Consider the following 24699-nt stretch of genomic DNA (forward strand, 5'->3'; position numbering starts at 1 on the left):
GGTTGCACCTCGATGGATTCGGTGTCTGTTTGGATCATGTTCCCGGTCATTCTGACTATCGCGGCGATCACGGTCGGCCGGTGGTTCCTGGTCGCGGACAGTGTCACCGATCGCATGATCAACCATGCGTGGGCGTGGAATCTGTGCGGTCTGGCGCTTTATGTCGCCGCCGCGGCGGCAGGGGCCGCGCAACTCGGGCAGCGACTGTTCCTGTGCTGCGGACTGATGACCACCGCCGTCGTCCTGGTGCTCGCGCAACTGGCGGCGGGTGCGGACCCCGAGGTCATGCTGCGACGGCAGAAGATCTACGCCGCCGTCGCCGCCGTGAGTTCGATTCTGACATTGATCTTTTCGCCCTTCGCCCGGAACGTGCTGCACGTCGGTTTGGACGAGATCGTGTGGACGTTGTCGGAGCTGCCCATGGTGGCCAGCGGATATCTGGTCGCACATGCCAGTCTCCGAGAGCTGCGCACCGCCGCGCGGATGACGAAGGAGAAGCTGACGTATTCGGCGCTGCTGTTCCTCGCGGTCTATTGGGCCGCGGCGGCAGTGGTCACCGTGGTCCGCGCGCTCTTCGGCGTCCCGCCGAGCCATCCGGGGAACGTGCTGGCGAACTCGTCCTTCTTCTGTGTATTGATCATCGCGACGCTCACGGCGATACCGCTTTTCACCGCTGTGCTGACGCGCGCGGGGCTGGACAAGACCGGTCGGCGCTGCCGCCGTCTGCGTCCGCTGTGGTGTGACCTGACCGCCGCCGTCCCAGAGGTCGTGTTGAGTCGGTCCGATGACGGAGACGGCGGCGCGGCGTCCCGGCTCTATCGGATGACGGTGGAGATCCAAGACGCGCTTTTGCATTTGAAGCCGTATATGCCGTCGCCCGCGCCGGGGCGGGAGGCCGCCGACGCGGGTCACGGCGTCGGCGATTACGCCCGTCAGATCGCCCACGCCATCCGGTCTCGAGCCGCCGGGCTGCGTCCGGTCGCACCGACCGCTCCGTTCGCCGCCGTGGCGACCGGTGGTCACGATCGTGCCAACGGCTTGCGGCAATTACTCGAATTGGCGCGGGAATGGCCGAAAGCGCGCGCCGATGTAGGTTAGGCATACCTATTTAGGGTCGGCTAAGCTGTGCCCCAGCAGTCCAGACCGCCGGTTCCGGCGGCAGACAAGGAGTGGCAGCGCGATGGAGTCGACACAGCGTCGGGCAGAAGGAACGGTGGACATCGGCCGGGAGGAGATCCGGTCCGCGGTGGCCGACCAACTGGGCCTCGCCGCCACGGAGATCGCCGATCACGACGACCTCATCCAACTGGGGCTGGACTCGATTCGCACCATGAAGCTCGCGGGCGGCTGGCGCAAACGCGGCGCCGACATCAACTTCGCTCAGCTGGCGGCCAGCCCTACGGTGGCTTCCTGGCACGGTCTGCTCGGCGCGAGTGCGGTCGGGCGGGCGGCAGGCCCGGTGACCGTCGTGCCGGTGGCGACCGCGGACGACGAGGCGGCGCCCTTCCCCTTGGCCACCATGCAGCACGCGTACTGGATCGGCCGCTCCGACGAACAAGAGCTCGGCGGCGTCGCGGCGCACTTGTACATCGAATTCGACGGCGGCCGTATCGATCCGGAGCGGCTGGAGCGCGCGGTGGCCGATCTGGTCGCCACCCATCCCATGCTGCGCACCAGGTTCCTGCCGGATGGCACCCAGCAGACCATGACCGCCCCTGGTAGGCCGGTGTTCGAGGTCGTCGACCTGCGTGATGGGTCGCCCGAGGCGGCCGACGCCGCGCTCGCCGAGCTGCGTGACCGCAAGACCCACCAGCGTCTGGCCATCGAAGACGGTCAGGTCATCGATGTCACGCTCACCTTGCGCGACGCGGACCGCAGTCGACTGCACCTGGATGTCGACATGCTCGCGGGCGACGCCATGAGCTACCGGGTCCTGATCGCCGATCTGGCCGAGCTGTACCACGGGAGGGCAGTGCCGGTCCCCGGCTACACCTATCGCAGGCACCGCACCGAGCACCAGGGGGACGGCGCCGCTCGCGAGCGTGACCGGCAGTGGTGGCAGGAGCGGCTGCCGGAACTGCCGGGCGCGCCGGAACTTCCCACCGTGCCGGTGAGTGAGCGCACCGACCCGAATCGCACCGTTCGTTACGACCACTGGCTGGAGCCGGAAGCCAAGCAGCGGTTGCTCGCCGCCGCACACGAGCGCGGCATCACTCCGGCCATGGCGCTGGCCGCGGTATTCGCCGAGACCATCGGCGGTTGGTCAGCGCAGAGCCGATTCCTGCTGAACGTGCCGCTGTTCCACCGGGATCCGGTGCACCCCGACATCGATCGGGTGATCGGCGACTTCACGTCCTCGATCATGCTGGAGGTGGACGTCACCGACAGCATGTCGGTCACCGAGCGCGCCCGCACGTTACAGCGCGGCATGCACGAAAGCGGTGCGCATACCGCGTATTCCGGGCTCGAAGTGCTGCGGGATCTGGGTAGGCATCGCGGTGAACCCGTGCTGGCCCCGGTCGTCTACACCAGCGCGCTGAACTTGGGCGAGCTGTTCGCCGACACGGTCACCGAGGCCTTCGGCGAGCCCGTGTGGATCATCTCGCAGGGCCCGCAAGTACTGCTCGACGCGCAGGTCACCGAGGTCCGCGGCGGGCTGCTGTTGAACTGGGACGTGCGCGCGTCGGCCTTCCCCGACGGCATGATCGACGCCATGTTCGCCTGGTACCGCGCGGCGATCGGGCGGCTCGGTGACGGGGCGGCAGGGTGGAACGCGGAGGCCGCCGTGCGGCTGCCGGTCGACCAGGCCGCGGTGCGCGCCGCGGTCAACGCCACCGACGGCCCGGTCAGCGGGCGGTCCCTGCACCAGGGGTTCTTCGACAACGCGGCGGCGAATCCCGAAGCGCCCGCCGTGGTCTGGGGCCTGGGCGACGGCCGAGGCGCCTGGAGCTACGGGGAGTTGGCCGCTCGCGCGCTGGCGGTGGCGGGGGCCTTGCGCGCCGAGGGCGTGGAGCCGGGCGACGCGGTCGCCGTCGCGCTGCCGAAGGGGCCGGACCAGGTCACCGCCGTGCTCGGTGTGCTCGCCGCCGGGGCGACCTACGTGCCCATCGGATTCGATCAGCCTGCAGGCCGCCGGGCGGAGATCCTCCGCACCGGCGGTGTCCACGCGGCGCTGACGGTCGAGGGCGCGGACCTGGGCGCACCGATCACGTGCCTGTCCATCGACGCGGCCAGTGCCTATCCGGAGCCGCTCGCGGCCCCCGTCTACCCGGACACCGGCGATATCGCCTACGTGCTGTTCACCTCCGGATCGACCGGCGTGCCCAAGGGTGTCGAGATCCCACACCGTGGCGCGATGAACACCATCGACGCGTTGAACGAGTGGTTCGGCGTCGGCGGCGCCGACCGCTCGCTGGGCCTGTCCGCCCTGGAATTCGACCTCTCGGTCTACGACATCTTCGGCTTGTTCGCGGTGGGCGGCGCGGTCGTGACCGTCGATCCGGAGCAGCGCGCCGACCCGTCCAGCTGGGTGGAACTGCTGCGCACACATCGGGTCTCGATTCTCAACTGCGTGCCGAGCATGCTGGACATGATCCTGGAGATCGGCGGTGATCAGCTGGGCGATTCGCTGCGCGCGGCCATCCTCGGCGGGGACTGGGTCGGCGCGGATCTCGCTCGCAGGCTGTCGGCGCAGGCGCCGGGTTGCCGATTCGCCGGACTCGGCGGCGCGACCGAGACCTCCATCCACACCACCATCTGCGAGGTGACGGGTGAACCGCCCGCGCACTGGGCGACCGTGCCGTTCGGCGTTCCGTTGCGCAACGTCCGATGCCGCGTCGTCTCTCCCGCGGGCCGCGACTGCCCGGACTGGGTGCCGGGCGAACTGTGGGTCGGCGGCGTCGGTGTCGCCGCCGGCTACCGCAACGACCCGGAGCGCACCGCGGAACGCTTCGTCGAACACGACGGCATCCGCTGGTACAAGACCGGCGATATGGCCAGGTACTGGCCCGACGGCACGATCGAATTCCTCGGCCGTGCCGACCACCAGGTCCAGATCCGCGGATACCGGGTCGAACTCGGCGAGGTCGAGACCGCGTTGCGCACGGTGCCCGGCGTCCGGCACGCCGTCGCGGCGGTCGTCGGTGCGGGCGCACCCAAGCTGGTCGCCGCCGTCGCGGGTGACCTGGACGAGATCGGCGACATCGCTACGGCGCTCGCGGACCTGTTGCCCGGTTACATGATTCCCGTTCGGATCGAGCTCCTCGAGCAGATGCCGTTGACCGCCAATGGGAAATTGGACCGCCGCGCCGTGGTCGCCCTGCTCGAGCCAGGGGTGGGGGAGGACCGGGAGACCGCCCCACGCGACGACGTGGAGGCCGCGCTCGCCGACATCGTCGCGACCGTCCTCGGCATCGATGCGATCGGCGTGCACGACGACTTCTTCGGCCGCGGCGGCGATTCCGTGCTCGCCACGACTGTCATCGCCCGCGTGCGCGAGTGGTTGCAAGCCGAGCACGCGCTGGTCGCGGACCTGTTCGCCGCACGCACCGTCGCCCGGCTGGCCGAGTGCCTGCGGGAGCGCGAGATTCGGCACGGCGCGGGCGGCAGGCTGTCCGCGGTGGCCCGGCTCTACCTCGAGGTCGCCGCGATGACGGACGAGGAGATCCTCGCGCAGACGTGAAAGCGGTTGCCCGGCAGCGCGGTTGTCCACGACGCACCGATCGGTGAGCGCGCCCGGCGGTCTTCGGTCCGCAGGCGGACCTGTGGACTGTCCGCGCTCCTCTCCGGATCGACCCTGATGAGGGGCGTCGCCGCAGGCTCGCGTCGCCCCAGCGCGGACGCCGCTCCGAGCGCGCGGGCGCAGTCTGTCGCCGTGGACGCGGTCGAGTGGGTCATTCCCACACAGCCGATCGGGTCCCGCTGTGGACATGCGGCGGCGGGCAAGCAGCGCGTACCACCGCTTGCCGGGCCGAGTCGACTGACGCGGCGGCTATTTCGCCGCAGCGGCGAAGGCGGGTTCCAGCTTGTCGAGGATGTACGGCACCGAGAGCGCCGTCGGCGTGTTCACGGCGCTGATCTCCTGGGTGGTGAGGAACACGACCGAGCCCTTCTTGACCGCGGGCAGGTCGGCGTAGCCGGGTAGCTGCCGGAACTTCTCGTCCAAGCCGGGGGCGTAGCCGGCCAGCAAGAGATCGGCGGTCAATTCGTCGACCCGCTCCGGGGACAGGGCCAGCCTGCCCTGATTGGCGGGCAGGTCGGTGAGGTTCTTCGGAATGCCGAGACCCAATTGGGTGAAGACCTTCGACGATCCGTCGTCGGGGTCGGTCAACACCATGAGCTGTGCCGGACCGGCCAGCCAGGTACTGGCGAACGTCTTGCCCTTCAATCCGGGGTTCGCGGCGGCGATCGCGGCGACCTTGTCATCCACCTTCGCGATCACCTTGCTCGCCTCGTCCGGCTTGTGCAGCACCTTGCCGAGGGTGGTGATCTGGTCCTGCCAGGGCGCTACCGCCGCTTTGCTCAGGGCGGGCAACGTGGGCGCGACGCGAGAGAGTTCGTCGTAGGTCTTCTGGTCGGCGATGAACGGATCGACCAGGATCAGGTCCGGCTCCAGCGCGGCGACCTGTTCGGCGAGGTTCCCAGTGCTGGTGAGCGCCTTCGCCGATGCGAGGCTCCCCGGCTCCCACGGCGGGGTGCTCTTGGAGGCGATCGCGACATTGTCGAGGTATCCGACGGGCACCACGCCGAGCGCGAGCGTGGTGTCCAGCCACTGGTTGCCGAGGGCGACGATCTTGTTCGGGGTGCCTTCGACGGTCGTCTCGCCGCGGGCGTGGTGGATGGTCACCTGTTCGCCGCCGGACGCCGAGTCGTCCTCCGCCGATCCGCACGCGGCCAGGCCGAGGGCGAGGACTCCCGTCAGCACCGTCAGCGCCGCCCGCGACCAACGGCCGCGCGTCCGAACAGAGTTCATCTGCCGCACCTTCCTTCCAAGCAAGCTAGCCAAGGCTAACCTATGTAGCTCCCGGGTGGTATCGGTGCTCGGCGGATGCGGCTCCATTTGATGGTTACATCGGCTAACTATATAGTTTGCCGTGGTAACTATCTGGTGAGGGGCTGTCCGTGACGAATCCATCCATCGAAGTCGATCCGGGTGATGTCCGAACCATCCGGCGCCGGTTGCGCTACGACCGGGACCATCCGCGCTACAAGTGGATCGTTCTGACCAACACCACGCTGGGTGTCCTGCTCACGGCGATCAATTCCTCGATCGTGCTGATCTCGCTGCCCGCGATCTTCCGCGGCGTCGGGCTCAACCCACTCGAGGCGGGCAATGTCGGGTACCTGCTGTGGATGCTGATGGGTTACCTGCTCGCCACCGCCGTGCTGGTGGTGATGTTCGGGCGGCTCGGCGACATCTTCGGCCGGGTGCGGGTGTACAACCTGGGCTTCACCATCTTCGCGCTGTCGGCGGTCGCCTTGTCCTTCGATCCGTGGCACGGGGGCGCGGGCGCGTTGTGGATCATCGTCTGGCGCGTCGTCCAGGGTGTCGGCGGCGCGATGCTGACGGCCAACTCCTCGGCGATCCTCACCGATGCCTTCCCCGCGAGCCAGCGCGGCACCGCGCTCGGCATCAACATGGTCGCCGCGGTGGCCGGTTCGTTCTTCGGCCTGCTCATCGGCGGCGTGCTGTCGGAATGGGATTGGCGTGCGGTGTTCTGGGTCAGTGTCCCGATCGCCGTTCTCGGCGCGGTCTGGTCCTATCGTTCGCTGCACGAGGTCGGCATCCGGACCTCGGGCAAACTGGACTGGGCGGGCACCATCACCTTCGGTCTCGGACTCACGGCGCTGCTCACCGGCATCACCTACGGCATCCAGCCCTACGGCGGCCACGCGACCGGCTGGACGAGCCCGTGGGTGCTGGCCGCTGTACTCGGCGGCCTTCTCCTGCTGGTCGCGTTCTGCGTAGTGGAGACGAGGGTCCCCGATCCGATGTTCCACCTGGGCCTGTTCCGCCACCGCGCCTTCGGTCTCGGCAACTTCGCCAATCTGATGGTCTCGATCGGACGTGGCGGCATGCAGTTCATGCTCATCATCTGGCTACAGGGCATCTGGCTTCCGCTGCACGGGTACGACTTCGAGTCCACCCCGCTGTGGGCAGGCATCTACCTGCTGCCGTTGACCATCGGCTTCCTCGCCGCAGGCCCGATCTCGGGCTGGCTGTCCGATCGCTACGGGCCCCGGCTGTTCACCACCGGAGGCGCGTTGCTGACCGGCGCGACCTTCATCTTGCTGCTGGTCATCCCGGTGAACTTCGACTACTGGCTGTTCGCGTCGATCACCGTGCTCAACGGCATCGGCAGCGGGCTGTTCTTCTCGCCGAACACCGCCGCCATCATGTCCAGCGTTCCCGCCGCCCAGCGCGGCGCGGCCTCCGGGATGCGCGGCACCCTCTTCAACGGCGGCAACGCGCTGTCCATGGGAATCTTCTTCTCCCTGATGGTCCTCGGACTGGCGGCGAGCCTGCCATCGGCGCTGGACTCCGGTCTGCGCGCACAGGGCGTCTCCGCTGGAGCCGCCGCCGAACTCGCCGGCATGCCGCCGGTGGCGAGCATGTTCGCCGCGTTCCTCGGCTACAACCCGATCCAGGAGCTGCTCGGACCGTCGGGTGAACTCGACAAGCCAGGCGTCAACGCCGAAACCCTCACGGGCCAGGAGTTCTTCCCGAACCTGCTCACCGGCCCGTTCCACTCCGGATTGCTCGTGGTGTTCGTCTCGGCGGCGGTGATGATGCTGCTGGCGGCCGTGGCGTCGTGGTTCATCGGCGAGAAGTACGTCTACGACGAGGCCGCCGAACTCGCCGAAGCCGATCGGGTCACGGAGGACACGTCCGCCGCGGTGCCCGTGCGCTGAAACACCGCGGCGGTTTCGCGCCCGGGCTGGCCCCACGCCGAGCGACGGCATACGGTCGATCGCGATGAACGCTGTTCCGACTCCAGTGGTGCTGTCGGTTGTCGTATTCGTCGCGCTCATGACCGCCGGGCGGTGGGTGCTCGTCGACGAGACGGCTACCGATCGGCTGATCAACCGCACGTTCAGCTGGAACCTGCTAGGTCTGCTGCTGTACGAGGTGACCGTCGCGGTGGGCCGTCCCGAGTTCGGGCCGCGCCTCTATCTCGGCTGCGGTCTCCTGGCGCTCGGCAGTTTCTACGGGCTGGCCAGGCTTGTCGACGGCGCCGATGCGGCAACCGTCCACCTGCGTCAGCGGCGATACGATGCGACGGCGGTCGCTGCCGTTGTTTCGCTGATCGTCGCCACGCCGATCCTGCGGTGGGCCTGGCAGTTGGACTATGTCGAAATCGTATGGACGATGTCCGCGCTCCCTGGAGGTCTCTGTGGGCTGCTCTTCGCCCGCGCCTGCGTTCGCGAACTGCGCGCCAGAGGCGTTTCGATCAGAGAGAAGCTGACGTTCGCGGTACTGCTGGCGTTCGCGACCTATTGGCTGATCTCGATGACGATCATGGTAGGTCGCGCGCTCACCGGTACGCCTCCGAGCCAGCCGGGCAAGGTGTGGGCCGTCGCGGCGGTTCTCACGTTCTCCGCCGTCACCCTGTTGACCATGATCCCCCTGGTCACAGCGCTGCTGGCGCGAACGGGCTTGGATCGGACCGGCCGTGACTGCCGTAGGTTGCGGCCGCTGTGGCGAGATCTCACCGCCGTGGTGCCGGAAGTGGTTCTGGCGGAGGACGGTTCCGCGCCGAGGGAAGCCACGTCCCGGCTCTATCGGATGACCGTCGAGATCTGGGATGCGCTGCTACACCTGAGACCGTATGTACCCGCTTTGCCCGAGGCCGGCTCGCCCGCCGGTCGCGACGATGCACGTCGCTCTGCCCTCCAGGTCGCGCTGGCCGTGCGAGCCAAACGCGACGGTGACACACCCACTCCCGGCTCGATGGCTGCGGGCACGGCGCATGGGGAGACTCGCGATCGCGCGGCGGAGTTCCGGTTCCTGCTCGAATTGGCGCGTGTATGGCCGGAAGCCGTCGCGGCCGTGGGATATCGGTCGGACACGGCGCGGTTTTCCACAATCGCGGCGGTGTCCCGATAGCCGGACGTGTCTCGGCGACACGGCGAATCGACGGACATGATCGTTCCGCCCTGGCCACTCGGCGCCCGGATTCGGCTCCTACCGTATGTATCCCGGTCGGTACGTCATGGATCGGTCGCTCGCGCGGCCCGACCGCCGGGTGCGGGCAAGGCCGGCGGTGATCAGACCCCGCGGTGCTCGCACACGCGATCCATGCGCGAGCACCGATGGTGCGGATCACCGTGCGGTGAAGGGCTCCTGGCGGGTCTCGTTGCGCAGGCCGACGGACATGATGTCGGAGGGTTCGTCGAGTTCGATGCGGTGCCAGCGGTTGCGGGGGACGACGAACGCGGTGCCCGCGGTGAGGCGCACCATCGTCTCGTCGTCGCCCGCGTGCTCCGGTCGCAGGTAGAGACGCAACGCGCCGGTCAGGCAGCACACCGCTTCGTCGCTGCCGGGATGGACTTCCCAGTGGTCGGCGTGCACGTCGGCATCGGATTCGACGTGGAACGTCGCGAGCTGCCAGTCGCCGTCGCCGGTGCTCATCCGGCGTTCACCGGCTGCTACGTGGCCGTCATGGCCGAAATGGATTGCGCGGCCGAACAAGTCGATCGGGGCCTGATTCATGATGCTTCCTCTCGTCGGATTGGATGAGACTTTCCGGGCCGATCAAGGGCGGTGCCGGAACGAAGTGGGGGAGTGGATCGCCGTGCGCGGCATGGATTCCGGCATCGGATCCATGCCGCACCAATGCGGATCGGCAGCAGCGAGGTCCGGTGGTAGCGGCTCGGTGCGCGGTCAGTGCAGAGCACTCGGCGCAATCCGACCCGTCCGGGCTCTCGGGGCGGTTGCGCTGTCTTATGGTCGCGCGGCGGAAAATTCCTCGGATAGTTCGGCTTTGGGTCGAACCACGTCTGCTCTGTGCGTGGAAATCGTGCGGTGCGTCCTCGGCAGCACAGTCGCGGCGACGACGCTCGCAACGGCGAAAAGTCCCGCCGCGCAACACAGCGCGAGGGCGTAACCGTCGTTCAGCGCCGCGGGCGCGACGCTTTCTCCGGTGCGCGCCGCCGCGACGGTGGCGAGTGCGGCCACCCCGACACATCCACCCAGCTGCCGCGCGCTGTTGAAGGCCCCGGAAGCCATTCCCGCTTCGTGGGGCGCGACGCCCATGTTCGCGGCGGCGGCCACGGGAGCCAGGCATAGTCCGAGGCCGAAGCCGCCCAGCAGCGAGGGTCCTAGAACATCGGCGAGGAAACTGCCGTCGGCGCTGATGAAAGCGAACCAGCCGATACCCGCAGTGGTGAGCACCCCGCCGATGACGAGTGCCGCTTTCGGGGACCGGCGGCCACCCACGCGAGTGGCGACCACCGTGCCGACGATGACACTGAGCGAGAACGGCACGAAAGCCGCACCCGCCGCGCCCGCGCTCATGCCCAGGACCTGCTGCTGGTACAGCGACAGCAGATAGAACGCGCTGAATTGGCCCGCCGCGGCCAAGAATACGAACACATTCGCTCCGGCCACCCAGCGGTTGCCGAAGAGTCCGAGCCGAACCAATGGTGTCGACGTACGCGCCTCGACCGCGAGAAAAGCCGCGAGCAGCATCGCACCGGCCCCGAGTGTGAGGGCTGTGGCGGCGGAGAACCAACCGTGGTGTTCGGTCCGCACCACGCCGACCACCAGCAAACCTATTCCGCCGGTGGCCAGGACGGCGCCCGGCACATCGACCCGCGCTCGCCCGCTCACTCGATCGGCCGCCACACCGGCCACCGCCGCGACCGATGCGATCACCACGATCGGGACGTTGACGAGCATCACCCAGCGCCAGTTGGCGTACTCGGTCAGCAATCCGCCCACCAGCACGCCGATCGCGCCGCCCGCCGCGTTCACCGCGCTCCACACGCCGAGCGCTCGCACCCGGGCGGGGCCTTCCGGAAATGTCGTGGTCAACGTGGCCAAGGCGGCGGGCGCCACGGCCGCCGCCGCGAGTCCCTGGACGGCCCGCGCGGCGACGAGTTGCCATGGCTGCTGCGCGAATCCGCCCACCAGCGAGGCGAGGCCGAACATCACGAGCCCGCCGGTGAACAACCTGCGCCGCCCGAACAGGTCGCACGCCTTTCCACCCAACAGCAGGAACCCGCCGAAAGTCAGCGCGTAGACGTGCACCACCCAGGCCAGATCGACCGGCGCGAAGCCCAGATCGGCGCGGATGGCCGGCAGCGCCACGTTCACCACCGCCATGTCCAACGCGACCATGAACTGCGCGACGGCCACCGCCGTCAGAGCGACGCCGGGCCGCCCGCGAGAGTTTTTATACATGTATAGAAAGTAACCGCGCGAGTCGCCCCGTGTCCACACCCGGTTCTGCGGATGGGCGAAGATGGACAGATGCCGAGTTCGTCGTCGCAGCCACAACGCACCGGCCGACCTGCGCGTATCTCCCGAGCGGAGATCCTCGCGGCGGCCAATTCGGTGATCGAGGCCGATGGCGTGGCGAAGCTGACCATGCGCCGCCTCGCCACCGAACTCGGCTGCACGCCGATGGCGCTCTACCACCACGTCCGGGACAAGGAAGACCTGCTGCGCCTACTGCTCAACGAGTACGCCGACCAGGTGGCGTGGCCGGACCTGCCGGAGGAGCCGCGCGAGCGCGTCCGCGTCGCGGCGCGCGCCATGCACGACGTGCTCGCCGCACGGCCGTGGATCGTCGAAATCCTCACCGCCGACGATCTTTTGGGAGTTTCGGCGCTCTGGGTCAGCGAATCCATCGTGGACGGATTCGTCGCGGGAGGTCTACCGCTGGACCGCGCCGCCCAGGCGTACCGCGTCATCTGGCATTACACGGCGGGCGACCTCATCGTGCGCGCCCGATCCGCCCGCCGGGCCGCGGAGGACCGTCCCACCTTCCGCGCACAAGTCTTCGCCGACCTCGACGCCGACAGCTTCCCCCGCTTGGCCGCCCTCGGTTCCGACTACCTGTCCCTGGCCGCTCAGGACACCTACGACCTGGGCCTCGACGCCCTCATCGACGGTCTGCTCCGGTCCGCATAGCGATCGAGCCCGCCGCGACGGGCAGGCTCGAACCTCGCTTCGCTCAGAATGTCACCCGCTGATCGGGCGGCATGTACAACTTGTCGCCTTCTTTCAGCTCGAAAGCCCTGTAGAACTCGTCGAGATTGCGCACGACCTGATTGCAGCGGAATTCGTTGGGGGAATGGGTGTCGATGCTGAGATAGCGGACGGTGAGTTCCTTCGTCTGCTTCTCACGCCAGCTGCGGGCCCAGGACAGGAACATGGTGCGGTAGTCGGGATTGTCGATACCGCGGCGCTTTTCGGCGATGCGGAAGGCGGCCAGCGTGATCTGCAGTCCGCGCAGATCGGCGAGGTTCTCGCCCAAGGTGAGTTCGCCGTTGACGTGCTGGCTCGGCTCCAGCCCCTCAGGGACGAGCGCGTTGTATTGGTCGACCAGTTGTTTGGCCTTGGCGTCGAACGCGGCGCGATCCTCTGGCGTCCACCAGTCGCGGCGGTTGCCGTCGCCGTCGTACTTGGAGCCCTGGTCGTCGAAGCCGTGGCCGATCTCGTGCCCGATGGTGGACCCGACCGCGCCGAAATTGACCGCGGGCAGAGCGTCCTTGTCGAAGAAGGGCGGCTGAAGGTAAGCGGCCGGGAAGACGATCTGGTTGGACGTCGCGGAGTAGTAGGCGTTCACCGTTTGCGGCGACATCCCCCATTCGGTCTTGTCGACGGGCGTGCCCAGGCGCGCGAACGTCCGCTTGACCTCGAACTCGTTGATGGCGAGCAACGACTCGATCAGCTTGCCCTTGGTGATCTTCAGCTTCGAGTAGTCGACCCACTTGTCCGGATAACCGATCTTGGGATCGATTTTGTCCAGCTTCGCCAGCGATGCCGCCCTGGTGGCAGGTGACATCCACGTCGAATTCGTGAAGTTCTCCCGGTAGGCCGCGATCACGTCGGCGAGCATCTCCTTGGCGCGATCCTTGGCTTCCGGCGGAAAATGCTTGGCCACATAGAGTTTCCCGAGCTGCTCGCCGAGCTTGTCGTCGACGATGCTCACGCCGTACTTCCAGCGTTCCGGGCGCTCGTCCTGTCCGTTGAGAATCCGGCCCTTGAAGTCGAAATTCGCGTCGTTGACGGCCTTCGGCAGATAGGGCGCGAACTCCCGCAACACGGCCAACTTCAAGTAGTCCCGCCACGTGGCGATGTCCACCTCGGTCCACAGCTGACCCGCTGCCGTGATGAAGGACGGCTGGTTGACCACGATCGTCGCGAACAACTCGCGTGGGCGGTCGGTGTTGCCCGCCAGCCACGGATCCCAGTCGAAGCCCGGGGCGAGCGCGGTCATATCGGTCCAGCTGTAGACGTTGTAGGTCGCGTCGGTGTCGCGGTTGCGTACGTTGTCCCAGTGCGCGGGGGCGATGCGCTTCTCCAGATCGAACACGCGCTGAGCGACACCGGCCGGGTCGGCCCAACCCGCGCCCGCGGCGACGCGCTCGAGGAAGGTGCGGTACTGCCCGAGCACCTCGGCGTATTCGGGCTTCCGGTAGTACTGCTCCCCGAGCCCGAGTCCGGACTGGCCGACCGAGGGGATGTAGGCGTTGGAATTCTTCCGGTCGACGCCGATGCCGAGCCCGATCAGCCCGCCGATCGGCAACTCGGCCATCACCTTGGCCAGCTCCGGCTTGGTGGCGGCGCCATCGATCTTGGCGAACAGCGGCGCCAGCGGCGTCATGCCGAGCCGCTCGATCTCGTCCCAGTCCACCCTGGCGTCGTAGAGATCCCTGATCTGCTGTTCTTCCGAGCCGGGCTTCGGGTCGTGGATACCGTCGATGATCTCGCGCAACTGCTGCTCGGTGCGCTCGCCCGCCTCGCTGCCCGAGCCGTAGCTGACCTTGTCCGGCGGCAGCTGGTACTCCCGCAGCCATTTCCCGTTGACGTGCCGGTACAGGTCGTCCTGCGGCCGTATCGTCTCGTCCGCTCCGCTGAGATCGACGCCGGTCAGCGTCCTGCTCGCGGGTTCGGTGTCGTCCGAACAGGCGACCAGCGCGGCGGCGGCCGGGACGGCTCCGAGGGCGATCAGGAAGGCACGACGATCCAGCTTCGCTGGCCGACCGGTAGATGTCACGAGAATCCTCTCCCCGACGCGGCGGTGCCGCTGGTGTACGAAGGCAGCCTTGCAGGACACGAGGCTACCGGCGCGGCGCCGGTCCGGCCCGGATTGGGGACGAGCGTCGTCGTGCGGGCCGGCGACCACCCCCGATTTGGGAACGACCTGCGGATTCCCATACACTAGACCGGTTGCCTGCGGGAGCTGTGCCCGCAATCCGGCAGTGAACCCCCAGTGGTTGGTTCCGCGTTTCTGGCTCGAACCGAGAAAACCGCTGGCAGGCGCGCGTCCGGAGGGCGACCGACCATGCCCGTCGGGTCGGCAATCCGGCGTGCACATACGTCCAGGTCAAGGAGGACGCTGAAGTGATTCAGCAGGAGTCGCGACTGCGCGTCGCCGACAACACGGGCGCGAAGGAGATCCTTTGCATCCGCGTTCTCGGCGGTTCGTCGCGTCGCTATGCCGGTATCGGCGACATCATCGTCGCTACCGTGAAGGACGCCATCCCCGGCGGCAACGTGAAGCGGGGTGACGTCGTCAAGGCCGTCGTCGTGCGCACCACCAAGGAGCGCCGTCGTCCGGACGGTTCCTACATCAAGTTCGACGAGAACGCGGCCGTGCTCATCAAGGCGGACAACGACCCGCGCGGCACCCGCATCTTCGGCCCGGTGGGCCGCGAGCTGCGCGACAAGAAGTTCATGAAGATCGTCTCGCTGGCCCCGGAGGTGCTCTGACATGAAGGTGCACAAGGGCGACACCGTGCTCGTCATCTCGGGCAAGGACAAGGGTGCCAAGGGCAAGGTCATCCAGGCCTACCCGAAGGAGAACCGGGTTCTCGTCGAGGGCGTGAACCGCATCAAGAAGCACGTCGCGAACTCCGCCAACCAGCGCGGCGCCTCCTCGGGCGGCATCGTGACCCAGGAAGCCCCCATCCACGTCTCCAACGTGATGGTCGTCGACTCCGACGGCAAGCCGGCCCGCGTCGGCTACCGGACCGACGAGGAGAGCGGCAAGCGGGTCCGGATCTCCCGTAAGAACGGGAAGGACATCTGACATGACCACGACCGAAAAAGTGCAGCCCCGGCTGAAGCAGCGCTACCGCGAAGAGATCAAGGACGCGCTGAACAAGGAATTCTCCTACGCCAACGTGATGCAGATCCCGGGCGTGGTGAAGGTCGTCGTCAACATGGGTGTCGGCGACGCCGCCCGCGACGCGAAGCTGATCAACGGCGCCGTCGAGGACCTGGCCCTGATCACCGGTCAGAAGCCGCAGATCCGCAAGGCGACCAAGTCCATCGCGCAGTTCAAGCTGCGTGAGGGCATGCCGATCGGCGCGAAGGTCACCCTGCGCGGCGACCGCATGTGGGAGTTCCTCGACCGCCTGGTCTCCATCGCGCTGCCGCGTATCCGCGACTTCCGCGGCCTGTCGCCGAAGCAGTTCGACGGCAACGGCAACTACACGTTCGGCCTGAGCGAGCAGTCAATGTTCCACGAGATCGACGTGGACCGGATCGACCGTCCGCGTGGTATGGACATCACCGTGGTGACCACCGCGACCAACAACGAAGAAGGCCGTGCCCTGCTCAAGCACCTCGGCTTCCCGTTCAAGGAGAACTGAGCACATGGCTAAGAAAGCACTGGTCAACAAGGCCAACGCCAAGCCGAAGTTCGCTGTCCGCGCCTACACCCGCTGCCAGCGCTGCGGCCGCCCCCACGCGGTCTACCGCAAGTTCGGCCTCTGCCGCGTGTGCCTGCGCGAGATGGCGCACCGCGGCGAGCTGCCGGGCGTGCACAAGAGCTCCTGGTGAGCTGACGCTCTGCGCGTCACCAACTGAACACTGAGCGAGGGCACGGACTCCATGCGAGTCCGTGCCCTCGCTCGCATCCTTGATCATGATTTCGCCACGGTTGACTAGGTAGGCTTCGGGCATGACGATCCAGTCACCGGAGACCACTTGCCGCACGAGATGACCGAGGAGCAGTACCGTCAACTGCCGGAAGGCGTCGCGCGTGAGATCGAGGTTGTGCACGGACACGTGATCGTCTGCGAGTCCCCGGTTCCTGAGCACAATCGCGTGGCACGCCGTTTGGCAGGCTCGATGGAGGAATTACCGAGCGCCGCACCGTGCATCCGCGTCGAGATGGATATCGATGTCGTCCTCTGGCGGATACCGAAGTTCACGTTCCGCCGACCGGATGTGACGGTGTACCGCTGCTTGCCCGAGCGCGGAGCGAAGCCGGAAGCCGCTGACGCACTGATCATCGTCGAGGTGTCTTCACCATCCACCGCGGCTGAAGACCTATTGGACAAGAAGGTTCAGTACGCGCGCGCGGGCATTCCGCTCTACTTGGTCGTTGTCCTCGACACCAAGTTCGACATCGAAGAGGTGCGGGAATTCCGCCTCGACGCCCACGCCGCCGAGTACCGTCTGCACCGTCTGCACCGTGACGGATTCGTCCGCCTGGAACACGTCGTGCTCGGCGACATCAGCTTCGCCGACCTGGTTCGGTAGTCGCCGGCTCATTTCGATGCCCTAGTCCCTCGAGCCCTATCAGGACCGTCCGGGTGGCAACACGCGGACAATCCCGTGGATCCACCGGCGACAGGGCGTTCGTGGAAGCCAGGCGTGCATCTTCCCTCCAGGGACCGCCGCCGGGACGCCGGAAAAGGCTCCCTCGGTCCGCGCGATTACCGACGGCGATCATCCGTTGGGTCGATAAGCCCGCCATTCGAAGCAGCGAGGGCGGATGTCGGCCTCCGCGTTTACGGACGGGCTCCGGATCAGGCCGAAACCCGGTCGGCGGCGAGGAATTCGTCGACGAAGCCCAGCGCCCGGTTCTCCAACTCCGCGTAGTGCGCTTCGCGCGCCGCGCCGGTGAGGGCTTCGTCGAGTAGCAGGTTGCCCGCGGCATCCAGGCGCTGCCGCTTCTCTTCCGCGCCGGGCAGCAATCCCACCGATGACCGCGCGAGCCCGCAGTAGTAGGCGATGCCGTCGTCGAGTTGCGCGCTGAGCGCATCCTGCATGGGTCCGACGAGCGCGTCGTCGTCTGCCACGCCCGCCAGTCCCAGCCACAGTATCCGCTTGCCCGCGAGCCGGGATTTGCTGCGTCCGTAGGCGAATCCGTAGTTCCACACCCGATCGATCCAGCCCTTCAGAATCGCCGGGACCTGCATCCAGTACACCGGGAACACTGCGACGATCACGTCGGCGCCGAGGATGCGCCCCATATGGCTCTCGACCTCGGGGGAGTAGGCCTTCTCCCGGTTGCCCCATTCCGGAAGGTCGGCGGCGGTCATCCGGGGATCGAAGTTCTCGGCGTGCAGGTCCAGCAGGTCGATCCGGTAGCCGTCCGTGGTGAGCCGCCGGATGGCCAGTTCGGCGATATGGGCGGTCAGCGAATCGGGCCGGGGATGGGCGACGACGACCAGCGCGGTGCGGGTGATCGCGGTGTCCACGGTCGGGTTGTGCGGCAAGGTGGCCTCCACTGTTGGTCCGGAGATTCGGACGATCGGTTGTTCGGTCCGGTTTCCATTCCATACCCTGAGCAGTGGACGATCTATGGGTGAAAATCTACATTTGATAGGAGTTCGTCTACACTCGACTGTGTGGATCCTCTGAGCAAACTGCTGGGCGGTATACGCGCCGAGGGAGCTGTGCTCACCACCGCGGTCTTGGAAGCACCGTGGAGCATCCGGTTCGCCGACGAGGCGCCGTTGACCATGGTCACCGTGCTACGCGGTGCGGGAACACTGCTGCTGCCGGGCGGTCTGGAACGTCGGATCACAATGGGGGACACCGCGATCGTGCGCGGCCCGCAACCGTTCGTTCTCGTCGACCGCGCCGATACTGTCGGCCTGCCGCACGAGGAATACGAGGTCGCCTGCTTCGCGCCGGACGCGAAATGCGATCCCGCGCTCGATGGCGGTCGGTGGGAGAACGACCTCACCGGTGAGACCGCTCTGATCGTCGGCGCCTATCGGGCTTCCGGCCGCCGCCACGAACGTCTGCTGCGTGCTCTACCGCCCGTCCTGGTGGTGACCGACGACGTGGAGGTGTGCGCGTGGATGGAGTCGATCGCCGCCGATGCCGCCCGGCGTCCGGCCGGAGCGCAGGCGATGATGGACCGGCTGCTCGACTGGGCGCTGGTCTGCACGCTGCGCGACTGGTTCGAAGAACTGGACGCCGACGCGCCGGGGTGGTACAGAGGGCCGGCCGATCCGGTGGTCGGGCCGGCGTTGGAGGCCATGCACGGAAAGCCCTCCGCCGGTTGGACAGTCGCGTCGCTGGCCGCCGAGGCGGGGGTATCCCGGGCGCTGTTCGCACGGCGGTTCTCCGAGGTCATGGGCCAGTCGCCCCTGGCGTACCTCACCGAATGCCGGATGGATGAGGCGGAGGAACTGCTGGCTGACCGGAGTCTCACCGTGGCGCAGGTGGCGAAGGCCGTCGGCTATGCGGACGCTTTCGGTTTCAGCGCGGCGTTCAAGCGACTTCGAGGTATCCGCCCCACTGATTTCCGCGCTGCCACCACCGGTCTCGGAGCGTGAACCGGTTCCGCCGCTTCGAGACCGACTCCAGCGCGTTCTGGATCGGCAGAGCCGAGTGAAGACTTCCGATATCGTCGACGCACATCGAAGAGGTGCGGGAATTTCGCCTCGACGCCCACGCCGCCGAGTACCGCCTGCACCGACTGCACCGCGACGGATTCGTCCGCCTGGAACACATGGCGCTCGGCGACATCAGCTTCGCCGACCTGGTTCGGTAGTCGCTGGCTCGGCCAACCTGCCGGTACCGAAAGCACTGGTCGGGGGTCGCGTGGTAGCGGCGGGGGTAGGACAAGTATCCGCCGCTACCGCACCGCCTCATGCCTTGATGAAATCGAGGATGTCGGCGTTGAGCTGCGTGGCGTGCGAGATCATGATGCCGTGTCCGGTCGCCGGGTATTCCTTGTAGGTGTTGCCGGGAATCAGATCCTTGATCACCCGACCGCAGAGGTCGATGGGAGCCGAGGCGTCGGCGTCACCGTGGATGACCAGCGTGGGCACAGTGAGTGCGCGCAACTCGTCGCGGAAGTCGGCGTGGTAGATCGTATTCATGATCTCGTCCGCGGCGAGAAGTGAACAGTCCATGCACTTCTGCACCATCCACGCGATCCGCGCCGAAGACACCTGGTTGCCCAGATGCGTCGCGAAGAATGCCTGCGCGTTCTGTTCCATCCACAGCGGCCGATCCGCGGCGCGGGCCGCGCCCACCGCATCGAAGACCGCCTTCGGCACGCCGTTCGGATTGTCCTCGGCCTGCGCGAAATACGGCATCGTCACCGATACCAGCGCGACCCGGCTGATCCGATCGCTGCCGTACCGGGTCAGATACCGGACGATCTCACCGCCCGCCATCGAATGCGCGACCACGGTGACGTCGCGCAGATCGAGATGGTCCAGGAATGCGGCCAGATCCGCGGCCAGCGTGTCGTAGTCGTACCCGTGCCCGACCCAGTCCGACTTGCCGTGTCCACGCCGGTCGTACGACAGGCACCGCAGGCCCTGCTTGGACAGCGGCAGCATTTGCAGCTCCCACGAAGTGCTGCTCAACCAGCCACCGGCCAGGAAGAGCACCGGCTGTCCGGTACCCCAGTCCTGGTAGTGCAGGGTGGTGCCGTCGTGCGATTCGAAGTAGGGCATCGTTTTCTCCAATCCTCGGTTGCCCCATCATCATCTCGGGTCTTGATAATGAAGTCGATTACCTCTCGGGTAAGTGCCCTGCTTCACGACGAGCAGCGCCGATTTCTCGATGTGGTCGCTGCCAGCGCTGCCGCCGCCCCCATACGGTCTACCGCAAGTTCGGCCTGTGCCACGTCTGCCGCGACGAGCTGCCGGGCGTGCACAAGAGCTCCTGGTGAGCTGGCGCTCGGCTGAGCGTCACCAACTGCATCGCGAGCGAGGGCACGGACTCCATACGAGTCCGTGCCCTCGCTCGCGTTTGGGGCAGCGGTCGTTCGGTGTTCCGACGCCGGGTGAGCGCCGTTTTCGCGTTCGGCATTGTCGGGCAGCGCTTTTCCCGTCGCTATGGCAGGAGTACTTTGTCGGTGGGACTGTTCGGTGACAGAGGGGCAGAGGGTTGGTCGGGGAGCAGCCATCGCTGTCGGTCGATACCGATGCAGTCAAAGCCTTGGGGCGCTTGGCCTTCGATGTCGCCACTCAGTGTCGGGACGGGTATTCGGCATTGGAGACCGATGTCCGCGACTTGCTGGAGAGCTGGACCGGTAGCAACGCAGGCGCTTTCACGGCCGGGTGGGAAGAGTTCCATCAAGGGGCGGTGCAGGTGTGGGATGCGCTGTTCGAGCTGGCGGAGAAGCTGGGAATTACCGCGGACACCGTGCGCGGCGCCGATCAATCATTCGCGGCGGGCGTCAGCTCGCTCGATCTGCCCTGAGGGGGACCGCATGTCCGACGCAGAGGCCTTCTCGGTCGAGCTCGACAAACTCGAGAACTTGGCCGCCCGGATCCGAGGCTTCGCGGGGTTGCTTGCCGATCAGCTGGCGGCGATCGACCAGAAAGTCAAGGAAGTCGACGCCGCGTCGGCCGGTGCGGCGATGGTGGCCTACCGGGAAGCGCACGACGAGTGGTTGGCGGGAGCCACCGACATCGCCGAAGGGCTCACGGCTTTGGAGGAGGCCGTGAAACTCGCCCACGACGGCTATGCCGGAGCTGTTGCCGAGGGCTTGAGGATCCTCGGGGTATGACGGCTCTGGCTGTCGATCCGAAGGCTTACTACCAAGCGGCCACCAACTGCTTCGACGCCGCATCCGCGCTGCGGGACAGCTTTCTGTACATCCTCGCGGAGCTGTCCGAATGCGGATCGATGGCGGGCGTGGACGAGAACGGCCAGGAGTGGGCACGCTCCTACAACACCTCCGCCTACGAAGCGGTGGGATTCTTCCAGGACGTCCACTCCACGCTGTACGCATACGGCAGCGCCCTCAACGACATCGGCTTCACGCACGCGCAAGCCAACGCAACCATGAAGGGCGCACCGCAGCCGGACCGGCCAACAGACCCGGGAATGCCTGTGTTCGGCCCGTTCTCGGTCCCGGCTTCCGCTGGTGGACCTGGCCAAGGGATCGTCGACAAGGGCATCAATATCATCAGCCACATCGGCATCCCCGTTCCCGACGGCGACACTGGAAAACTCGCCAAGGCCGCCGACGCCTGGGATCGCCTCGGCACGATCTACCAGAACACGAACGCCCGCGACAAGATCACGATCGCGGCGAGCCTGTTCGGCAGCGTTACCGCAGACGACGCGGGATACATCCGAGACGACCTCAAATCCCTGGCCGGTTCCATCGACCAACTACTGACCTCGTGCACCCAGATCAGCCAGTCCTGCATCGCCTATAAGGATGCGCTGACGGAACTCCGCGACGAGATCAAGGGCTTCTTGAATTCTCTCGTCCAGGAGCTCGCCATCGACGCCGCTATCACCATCGGCCTTTCGCTGATCAGCTTCGGGGCGGGAGCGGTCACCGCCGCCAAGTCTCTGGACACGGTGCGGAGATGGGCCGGGAAGATCAAAGACGGCATCATCGCCTGGCGAGCCCGCAAGGCGTTACAGATCGCGGGGATCCGCCAGGAGGCGAAGGACGCCGCAGTCAAGGCCAGGAAAGTCGTCACCGACCTGCGCGACCGGTTGCGTAAGAAGATTGATCGTCCGAGTGGCTCCTCGAGACCTCGCACTCTAGATGAGCTTTTCCGAAACAGGACTCCCAAAGCGAGCGAACTCGAGGACTATGCACAGAGTCAAGGATGGGTACGGTCGCGAACCGAGAATGGTCCTATCAAGTACACGGATGAGAATGGGATCGTGCGTATCACCATCAAGAGGGGGAGTGGCAGGACGCCGGGAAGTGAAAGTCCGCACGTCGAAATCCGAGACGCTACGGGCCAGCGGACCGATCCATATGGTAATCCTGTCACTCGTAAGAGTCCAGACAATCACACACCGATAGATATGGATTTGCCGTGACGCGAGACTACTCGGACTATCCAGTCCTTTCAAATCTGTACCTCGAGGATAGCTACGTCCTCGATGTCATCGAGCGGCCTACCGAAGTCGTGTTCGTCCTCGAGGCGGTGCTGACGCCCGAGCACCCGAGGTATCGCGCCCCCGGCGCCCGGGAGCAGCATTGCTACGTCCGTGGCAACCTCGTTTTCGTGAAAGTGAGCCGCGTCGAATGGCTAGAGCGATCTTTTCAGAAGTATAAGGATGCTTCAGGCTCGGAAGATTTGGGAAACGTGGATGTGTTGACCAGCACTGACGGGATGTATTACATGGAGGGCGATTGGGGAAAGGTGCGAATCTGGAGCAACGACGATCCACAGTTCGAGTTTTCGGAGAAGCCGTAGTCTACGTTCGCGTGGATAGACATGAAGTTCGGAGCTGGTGCTAAGGTATTGAAGGCATATTCTCCGTGATCGAGAAGTTGGAAAACTTTCTTCTCTGCAATGTCGCGGACGATTGGGCCCCGATCGGCGAGTTCGACGGGACGGTCGAGAAAATCGCAGCGGAAGAATATTCGCGCACATATGTGCTGCGTGTTGTCGAAGAATTGGCTAACGAGGGATATATCGAGTTCGGCGCCTTCCCTGGGGGCGGAAGGGGGTGGGAGCCCTGGAATGTCGGTACAAAGGAAGCGGTCAGGCGGATTTCGGATGGCTATAACGGGGTGCCTGGGTATCTGAGTATTGCTGATAGCGAGATCGGCTCCAGCGAGATCTTCAGGGCGCGGATAACCGAGAGCGGCAGACGGCGGTTGCGGGAGCTGGGCGATCCGTACGAGAACTACGGTGATCCTTGGGCGGACGATCCCTACTTGCATGCGTGAGGTGGTCCCCGTGAGTGGCACACCACCGAGAGGTCTACTCGCGTTTTGCCGCAGCCGTGTGCCACTCGCGGGTGTCGGCCGGGGAGTTGGTGGGGCGGGGAGGTGCTGAGTCCGGCGGCGGGGTGCCGCCGGGGTCGAAAGTCCTCAGCTGTGGGTGAATTCGCCGTGTTTGGTTGCGGACAGGAAGGTGTCCCAGGCGGTGGGGGTGAACGTCAGGGCGGGGCCGGTCGGGTTCTTGGAGTCACGCATGCCGATCGTGCCGTCGTTCAGGTGGGCGATCTCTACGCACTGGCCGTTGGAGGCGCTGTGGCTGCTCTTGAACCAGCGGGCTTCGGATAGGTCAGCGGTCACCGTCATAACTCCTTGCTACCCGGCGGAGCAGGTCTCGCGAGGTCTTCTCGTCCAGCGCCGTATGGCGGATGGCTTCGGCCATTTCAGTGTAACGCTCGACTATTTCTGGTCTTTCGAGATAGAGATCGCTACTCATCCCGCCGTCTAGATAGACGACTGGGGGTTCGATCGGCGATCCCTTGCTGTTGGTGCCGAAGTCCAAGAGAACAAACGAGCCATGCAGGATGCCGCGTGTGTATCCGGCCGAATATGGGTGGATGCGCAGCGTGACGTTGGGCCGAGTGCTGACATCGGCCAGGTAGCGATGTTGGTTGGCCATCACCTTCGGTCCGCCGACCATCCGGTACAACGCTGCTTCATCTAGAAGCACGTGAAGGTCGACGGGGCGGGTCTTTCGGGTGACAGCCACCTGCCTATTGAGGCGGACCCGCACGCGGTGTTCGATTTCCTCGGGAGAGCCGTCGTGCAGAAACGCGCCGATCAAGGCTCGGGCATAGTCAGCGGTCTGTAGCAGTCCAGGCACCTGGACCTCGTATGACGTCAACCGCTGGGCCGACCGCTCCATGCCGACGTACATGTTGAAGGCATCCGAGAACAGTCCGCCGAGCGGAGTGATGCCGTCCTCGTCGCGCGCCGTAGCCGCGCGCGACGCCAGCCCCACCGCCTGTTCGGTCTGCTCGGCCTTCACCTCGTACAGCATGCACAGTTCGCGTACGTCCTGGCGGCGCGGCTTCACCGCGCGTCCGGTCTCCAGGCGTTGTAACCCGTTGAAGCTGAGTTGAACTTCCTTCGCGGCGACGGCGATCGTCAGTCCGCAGCCCTCGCGCGCTTCGCGCAGAAATCTGCCGAGCTGGCGGCGCAGCAGCGTCGGCGACTCGACTTCGGTCATCGGCTTTCCCCCAGGTGAATGAATCCAGCACACGGTCTGAACTGCATCCATTGATACCGCAGAATTCCCTGCTGTCCAGGGCTTTCGGAGAAGTTGTCGGGAATACGCGAATCAGGCCGAAGCGGGCGGTGCCCGGCTGGTGTGCTGTGCCTGCGCCGGGCCGCTGAACAGGGCTTTGTCGGTTCGAAGTGGCGAGCAATTCGCTCTAGGCGCGCTTCCGACTCATTCGACGGCAGGGGAACACATGCAGGAAGGCTCCTTTCGAGACACTCCCACCACCAGGTGCGCGTTCTATCGCCGTATCGGCGGACTCGCCGCAGGTGTGGACCCGCACACCGGCCGCATCACGGTCCCGGCTCTCACCCC

General features: G+C 66.3%; 25 protein-coding genes and 1 pseudogene. 18 read left to right on the forward strand and 8 right to left on the reverse strand.

Annotation, left to right across the window (positions count from 1 at the left end):
- Positions 1 to 21: 21 nt before the first annotated feature.
- Complete coding sequence (locus AB0L97_RS18065) at positions 22 to 1098, forward strand: MAB_1171c family putative transporter (protein WP_364430728.1); 1077 nt, start codon at positions 22 to 24, stop codon at positions 1096 to 1098.
- Positions 1099 to 1180: 82 nt separating this feature from the next.
- Complete coding sequence (locus AB0L97_RS18070; protein ID WP_364430731.1) at positions 1181 to 4681, forward strand: amino acid adenylation domain-containing protein; 3501 nt, start codon at positions 1181 to 1183, stop codon at positions 4679 to 4681.
- Between the two features lie 309 nt (positions 4682 to 4990).
- Here the strand turns inward: AB0L97_RS18070 and AB0L97_RS18075 are convergent, their stop codons facing one another.
- Complete coding sequence (locus AB0L97_RS18075) at positions 4991 to 5971, reverse strand: ABC transporter substrate-binding protein (RefSeq protein WP_355076083.1); 981 nt, start codon at positions 5969 to 5971, stop codon at positions 4991 to 4993.
- Between the two features lie 149 nt (positions 5972 to 6120).
- Between AB0L97_RS18075 and AB0L97_RS18080 the strand changes: the two genes are divergently transcribed.
- Complete coding sequence (locus AB0L97_RS18080) at positions 6121 to 7911, forward strand: MFS transporter (RefSeq protein WP_364430735.1); 1791 nt, start codon at positions 6121 to 6123, stop codon at positions 7909 to 7911.
- A 64-nt stretch (positions 7912 to 7975) separates the two neighbouring features.
- Positions 7976 to 9106: an MAB_1171c family putative transporter gene (locus AB0L97_RS18085; RefSeq protein WP_364430738.1), complete on the forward strand. Its 1131-nt coding sequence runs from the start codon at positions 7976 to 7978 to the stop codon at positions 9104 to 9106.
- A 216-nt stretch (positions 9107 to 9322) separates the two neighbouring features.
- Here AB0L97_RS18085 and AB0L97_RS18090 read toward each other — a convergent pair whose 3' ends face one another.
- Positions 9323 to 9712, reverse strand: a complete 390-nt coding sequence (locus AB0L97_RS18090) for a cupin domain-containing protein (protein ID WP_364430741.1) — start codon at positions 9710 to 9712, stop codon at positions 9323 to 9325.
- A gap of 231 nt (positions 9713 to 9943) precedes the next feature.
- Positions 9944 to 11404: an MFS transporter gene (locus AB0L97_RS18095; protein WP_364430744.1), complete on the reverse strand. Its 1461-nt coding sequence runs from the start codon at positions 11402 to 11404 to the stop codon at positions 9944 to 9946.
- Between the two features lie 69 nt (positions 11405 to 11473).
- Between AB0L97_RS18095 and AB0L97_RS18100 the strand changes: the two genes are divergently transcribed.
- The gene (locus tag AB0L97_RS18100) at positions 11474 to 12136 is read left to right on the forward strand and encodes a TetR/AcrR family transcriptional regulator (RefSeq protein WP_364430747.1); all 663 of its coding nucleotides are present in this window, start codon (positions 11474 to 11476) and stop codon (positions 12134 to 12136) included.
- Positions 12137 to 12179: 43 nt separating this feature from the next.
- Here the strand turns inward: AB0L97_RS18100 and AB0L97_RS18105 are convergent, their stop codons facing one another.
- The gene (locus AB0L97_RS18105; protein ID WP_364430750.1) at positions 12180 to 14228 is read right to left on the reverse strand and encodes a M13 family metallopeptidase; all 2049 of its coding nucleotides are present in this window, start codon (positions 14226 to 14228) and stop codon (positions 12180 to 12182) included.
- Between the two features lie 347 nt (positions 14229 to 14575).
- Here AB0L97_RS18105 and rplN point away from each other — a divergent pair, with 347 nt between their 5' ends.
- The 5 genes from rplN to AB0L97_RS18130 all read left to right on the forward strand — a co-directional run bounded on the left by rplN (position 14576) and on the right by AB0L97_RS18130 (position 16723).
- Positions 14576 to 14944: a 50S ribosomal protein L14 gene (rplN, locus tag AB0L97_RS18110; protein WP_039795505.1), complete on the forward strand. Its 369-nt coding sequence runs from the start codon at positions 14576 to 14578 to the stop codon at positions 14942 to 14944.
- A gap of 1 nt (position 14945) precedes the next feature.
- Positions 14946 to 15263 carry a 50S ribosomal protein L24 gene (gene rplX / locus AB0L97_RS18115; protein WP_039795507.1) on the forward strand — a complete coding sequence of 106 codons (318 nt, stop codon included), beginning with the start codon at positions 14946 to 14948 and terminating at the stop codon, positions 15261 to 15263.
- A 1-nt stretch (position 15264) separates the two neighbouring features.
- A complete protein-coding gene (gene rplE, locus AB0L97_RS18120; protein WP_355076098.1) occupies positions 15265 to 15828 on the forward strand; it encodes a 50S ribosomal protein L5 in 564 nt (187 codons plus the stop codon).
- Between the two features lie 4 nt (positions 15829 to 15832).
- A complete protein-coding gene (locus tag AB0L97_RS18125) occupies positions 15833 to 16018 on the forward strand; it encodes a type Z 30S ribosomal protein S14 (protein WP_014981705.1) in 186 nt (61 codons plus the stop codon).
- A 147-nt stretch (positions 16019 to 16165) separates the two neighbouring features.
- On the forward strand, positions 16166 to 16723 hold the full coding sequence (locus AB0L97_RS18130) for a Uma2 family endonuclease (protein ID WP_364430756.1): 558 nt from the start codon (positions 16166 to 16168) through the stop codon (positions 16721 to 16723).
- Positions 16724 to 16992: 269 nt separating this feature from the next.
- Here the strand turns inward: AB0L97_RS18130 and AB0L97_RS18135 are convergent, their stop codons facing one another.
- Positions 16993 to 17685 (reverse strand): NAD(P)H oxidoreductase, encoded by a 693-nt coding sequence (locus tag AB0L97_RS18135; RefSeq protein ID WP_364430759.1) that lies wholly within the window; start codon positions 17683 to 17685, stop codon positions 16993 to 16995.
- 132 nt (positions 17686 to 17817) lie between these two features.
- Here AB0L97_RS18135 and AB0L97_RS18140 point away from each other — a divergent pair, with 132 nt between their 5' ends.
- Together AB0L97_RS18140 and AB0L97_RS18145 are read left to right on the forward strand one after the other, a co-directional pair.
- On the forward strand, positions 17818 to 18756 hold the full coding sequence (locus tag AB0L97_RS18140; RefSeq protein WP_364430762.1) for an AraC family transcriptional regulator: 939 nt from the start codon (positions 17818 to 17820) through the stop codon (positions 18754 to 18756).
- A gap of 92 nt (positions 18757 to 18848) precedes the next feature.
- Positions 18849 to 18974: a hypothetical protein gene (locus AB0L97_RS18145; RefSeq protein ID WP_364430765.1), complete on the forward strand. Its 126-nt coding sequence runs from the start codon at positions 18849 to 18851 to the stop codon at positions 18972 to 18974.
- A 97-nt stretch (positions 18975 to 19071) separates the two neighbouring features.
- Here AB0L97_RS18145 and AB0L97_RS18150 read toward each other — a convergent pair whose 3' ends face one another.
- Positions 19072 to 19890 carry an alpha/beta hydrolase gene (locus AB0L97_RS18150; RefSeq protein ID WP_364430768.1) on the reverse strand — a complete coding sequence of 273 codons (819 nt, stop codon included), beginning with the start codon at positions 19888 to 19890 and terminating at the stop codon, positions 19072 to 19074.
- 116 nt (positions 19891 to 20006) lie between these two features.
- On the opposite strand from AB0L97_RS18150, the pseudogene rpsN reads away from it, so the two are divergent.
- The 6 genes and pseudogenes from rpsN to AB0L97_RS18180 form a co-directional block, all read left to right on the forward strand.
- Positions 20007 to 20108, forward strand: a pseudogene (rpsN, locus tag AB0L97_RS18155) (30S ribosomal protein S14); the annotation flags it as partial.
- Positions 20109 to 20326: 218 nt separating this feature from the next.
- Complete coding sequence (locus tag AB0L97_RS18160; protein ID WP_356964808.1) at positions 20327 to 20641, forward strand: WXG100 family type VII secretion target; 315 nt, start codon at positions 20327 to 20329, stop codon at positions 20639 to 20641.
- Positions 20642 to 20651: 10 nt separating this feature from the next.
- The gene (locus AB0L97_RS18165) at positions 20652 to 20951 is read left to right on the forward strand and encodes a WXG100 family type VII secretion target (protein ID WP_364430772.1); all 300 of its coding nucleotides are present in this window, start codon (positions 20652 to 20654) and stop codon (positions 20949 to 20951) included.
- Positions 20948 to 22234: a hypothetical protein gene (locus AB0L97_RS18170; RefSeq protein WP_364430775.1), complete on the forward strand. Its 1287-nt coding sequence runs from the start codon at positions 20948 to 20950 to the stop codon at positions 22232 to 22234. Before AB0L97_RS18165 ends, AB0L97_RS18170 begins: the two co-directional genes overlap by 4 nt.
- Positions 22231 to 22614 carry a hypothetical protein gene (locus AB0L97_RS18175; protein ID WP_364430778.1) on the forward strand — a complete coding sequence of 128 codons (384 nt, stop codon included), beginning with the start codon at positions 22231 to 22233 and terminating at the stop codon, positions 22612 to 22614. Before AB0L97_RS18170 ends, AB0L97_RS18175 begins: the two co-directional genes overlap by 4 nt.
- A gap of 65 nt (positions 22615 to 22679) precedes the next feature.
- The gene (locus tag AB0L97_RS18180; protein ID WP_364430781.1) at positions 22680 to 23093 is read left to right on the forward strand and encodes a hypothetical protein; all 414 of its coding nucleotides are present in this window, start codon (positions 22680 to 22682) and stop codon (positions 23091 to 23093) included.
- A gap of 144 nt (positions 23094 to 23237) precedes the next feature.
- Here the strand turns inward: AB0L97_RS18180 and AB0L97_RS18185 are convergent, their stop codons facing one another.
- Together AB0L97_RS18185 and AB0L97_RS18190 are read right to left on the reverse strand one after the other, a co-directional pair.
- On the reverse strand, positions 23238 to 23444 hold the full coding sequence (locus AB0L97_RS18185; protein WP_355076118.1) for a DUF397 domain-containing protein: 207 nt from the start codon (positions 23442 to 23444) through the stop codon (positions 23238 to 23240).
- Positions 23434 to 24333, reverse strand: coding sequence for a helix-turn-helix transcriptional regulator (locus AB0L97_RS18190; protein WP_364430785.1), 900 nt, complete (start codon positions 24331 to 24333; stop codon positions 23434 to 23436). The genes AB0L97_RS18185 and AB0L97_RS18190 overlap by 11 nt, the downstream gene beginning before the upstream one ends.
- Positions 24334 to 24699: the final 366 nt, after the last annotated feature.

Source organism: Nocardia sp. NPDC051911 (assembly GCF_040681035.1).
Classification (GTDB): domain Bacteria; phylum Actinomycetota; class Actinomycetes; order Mycobacteriales; family Mycobacteriaceae; genus Nocardia; species Nocardia sichangensis.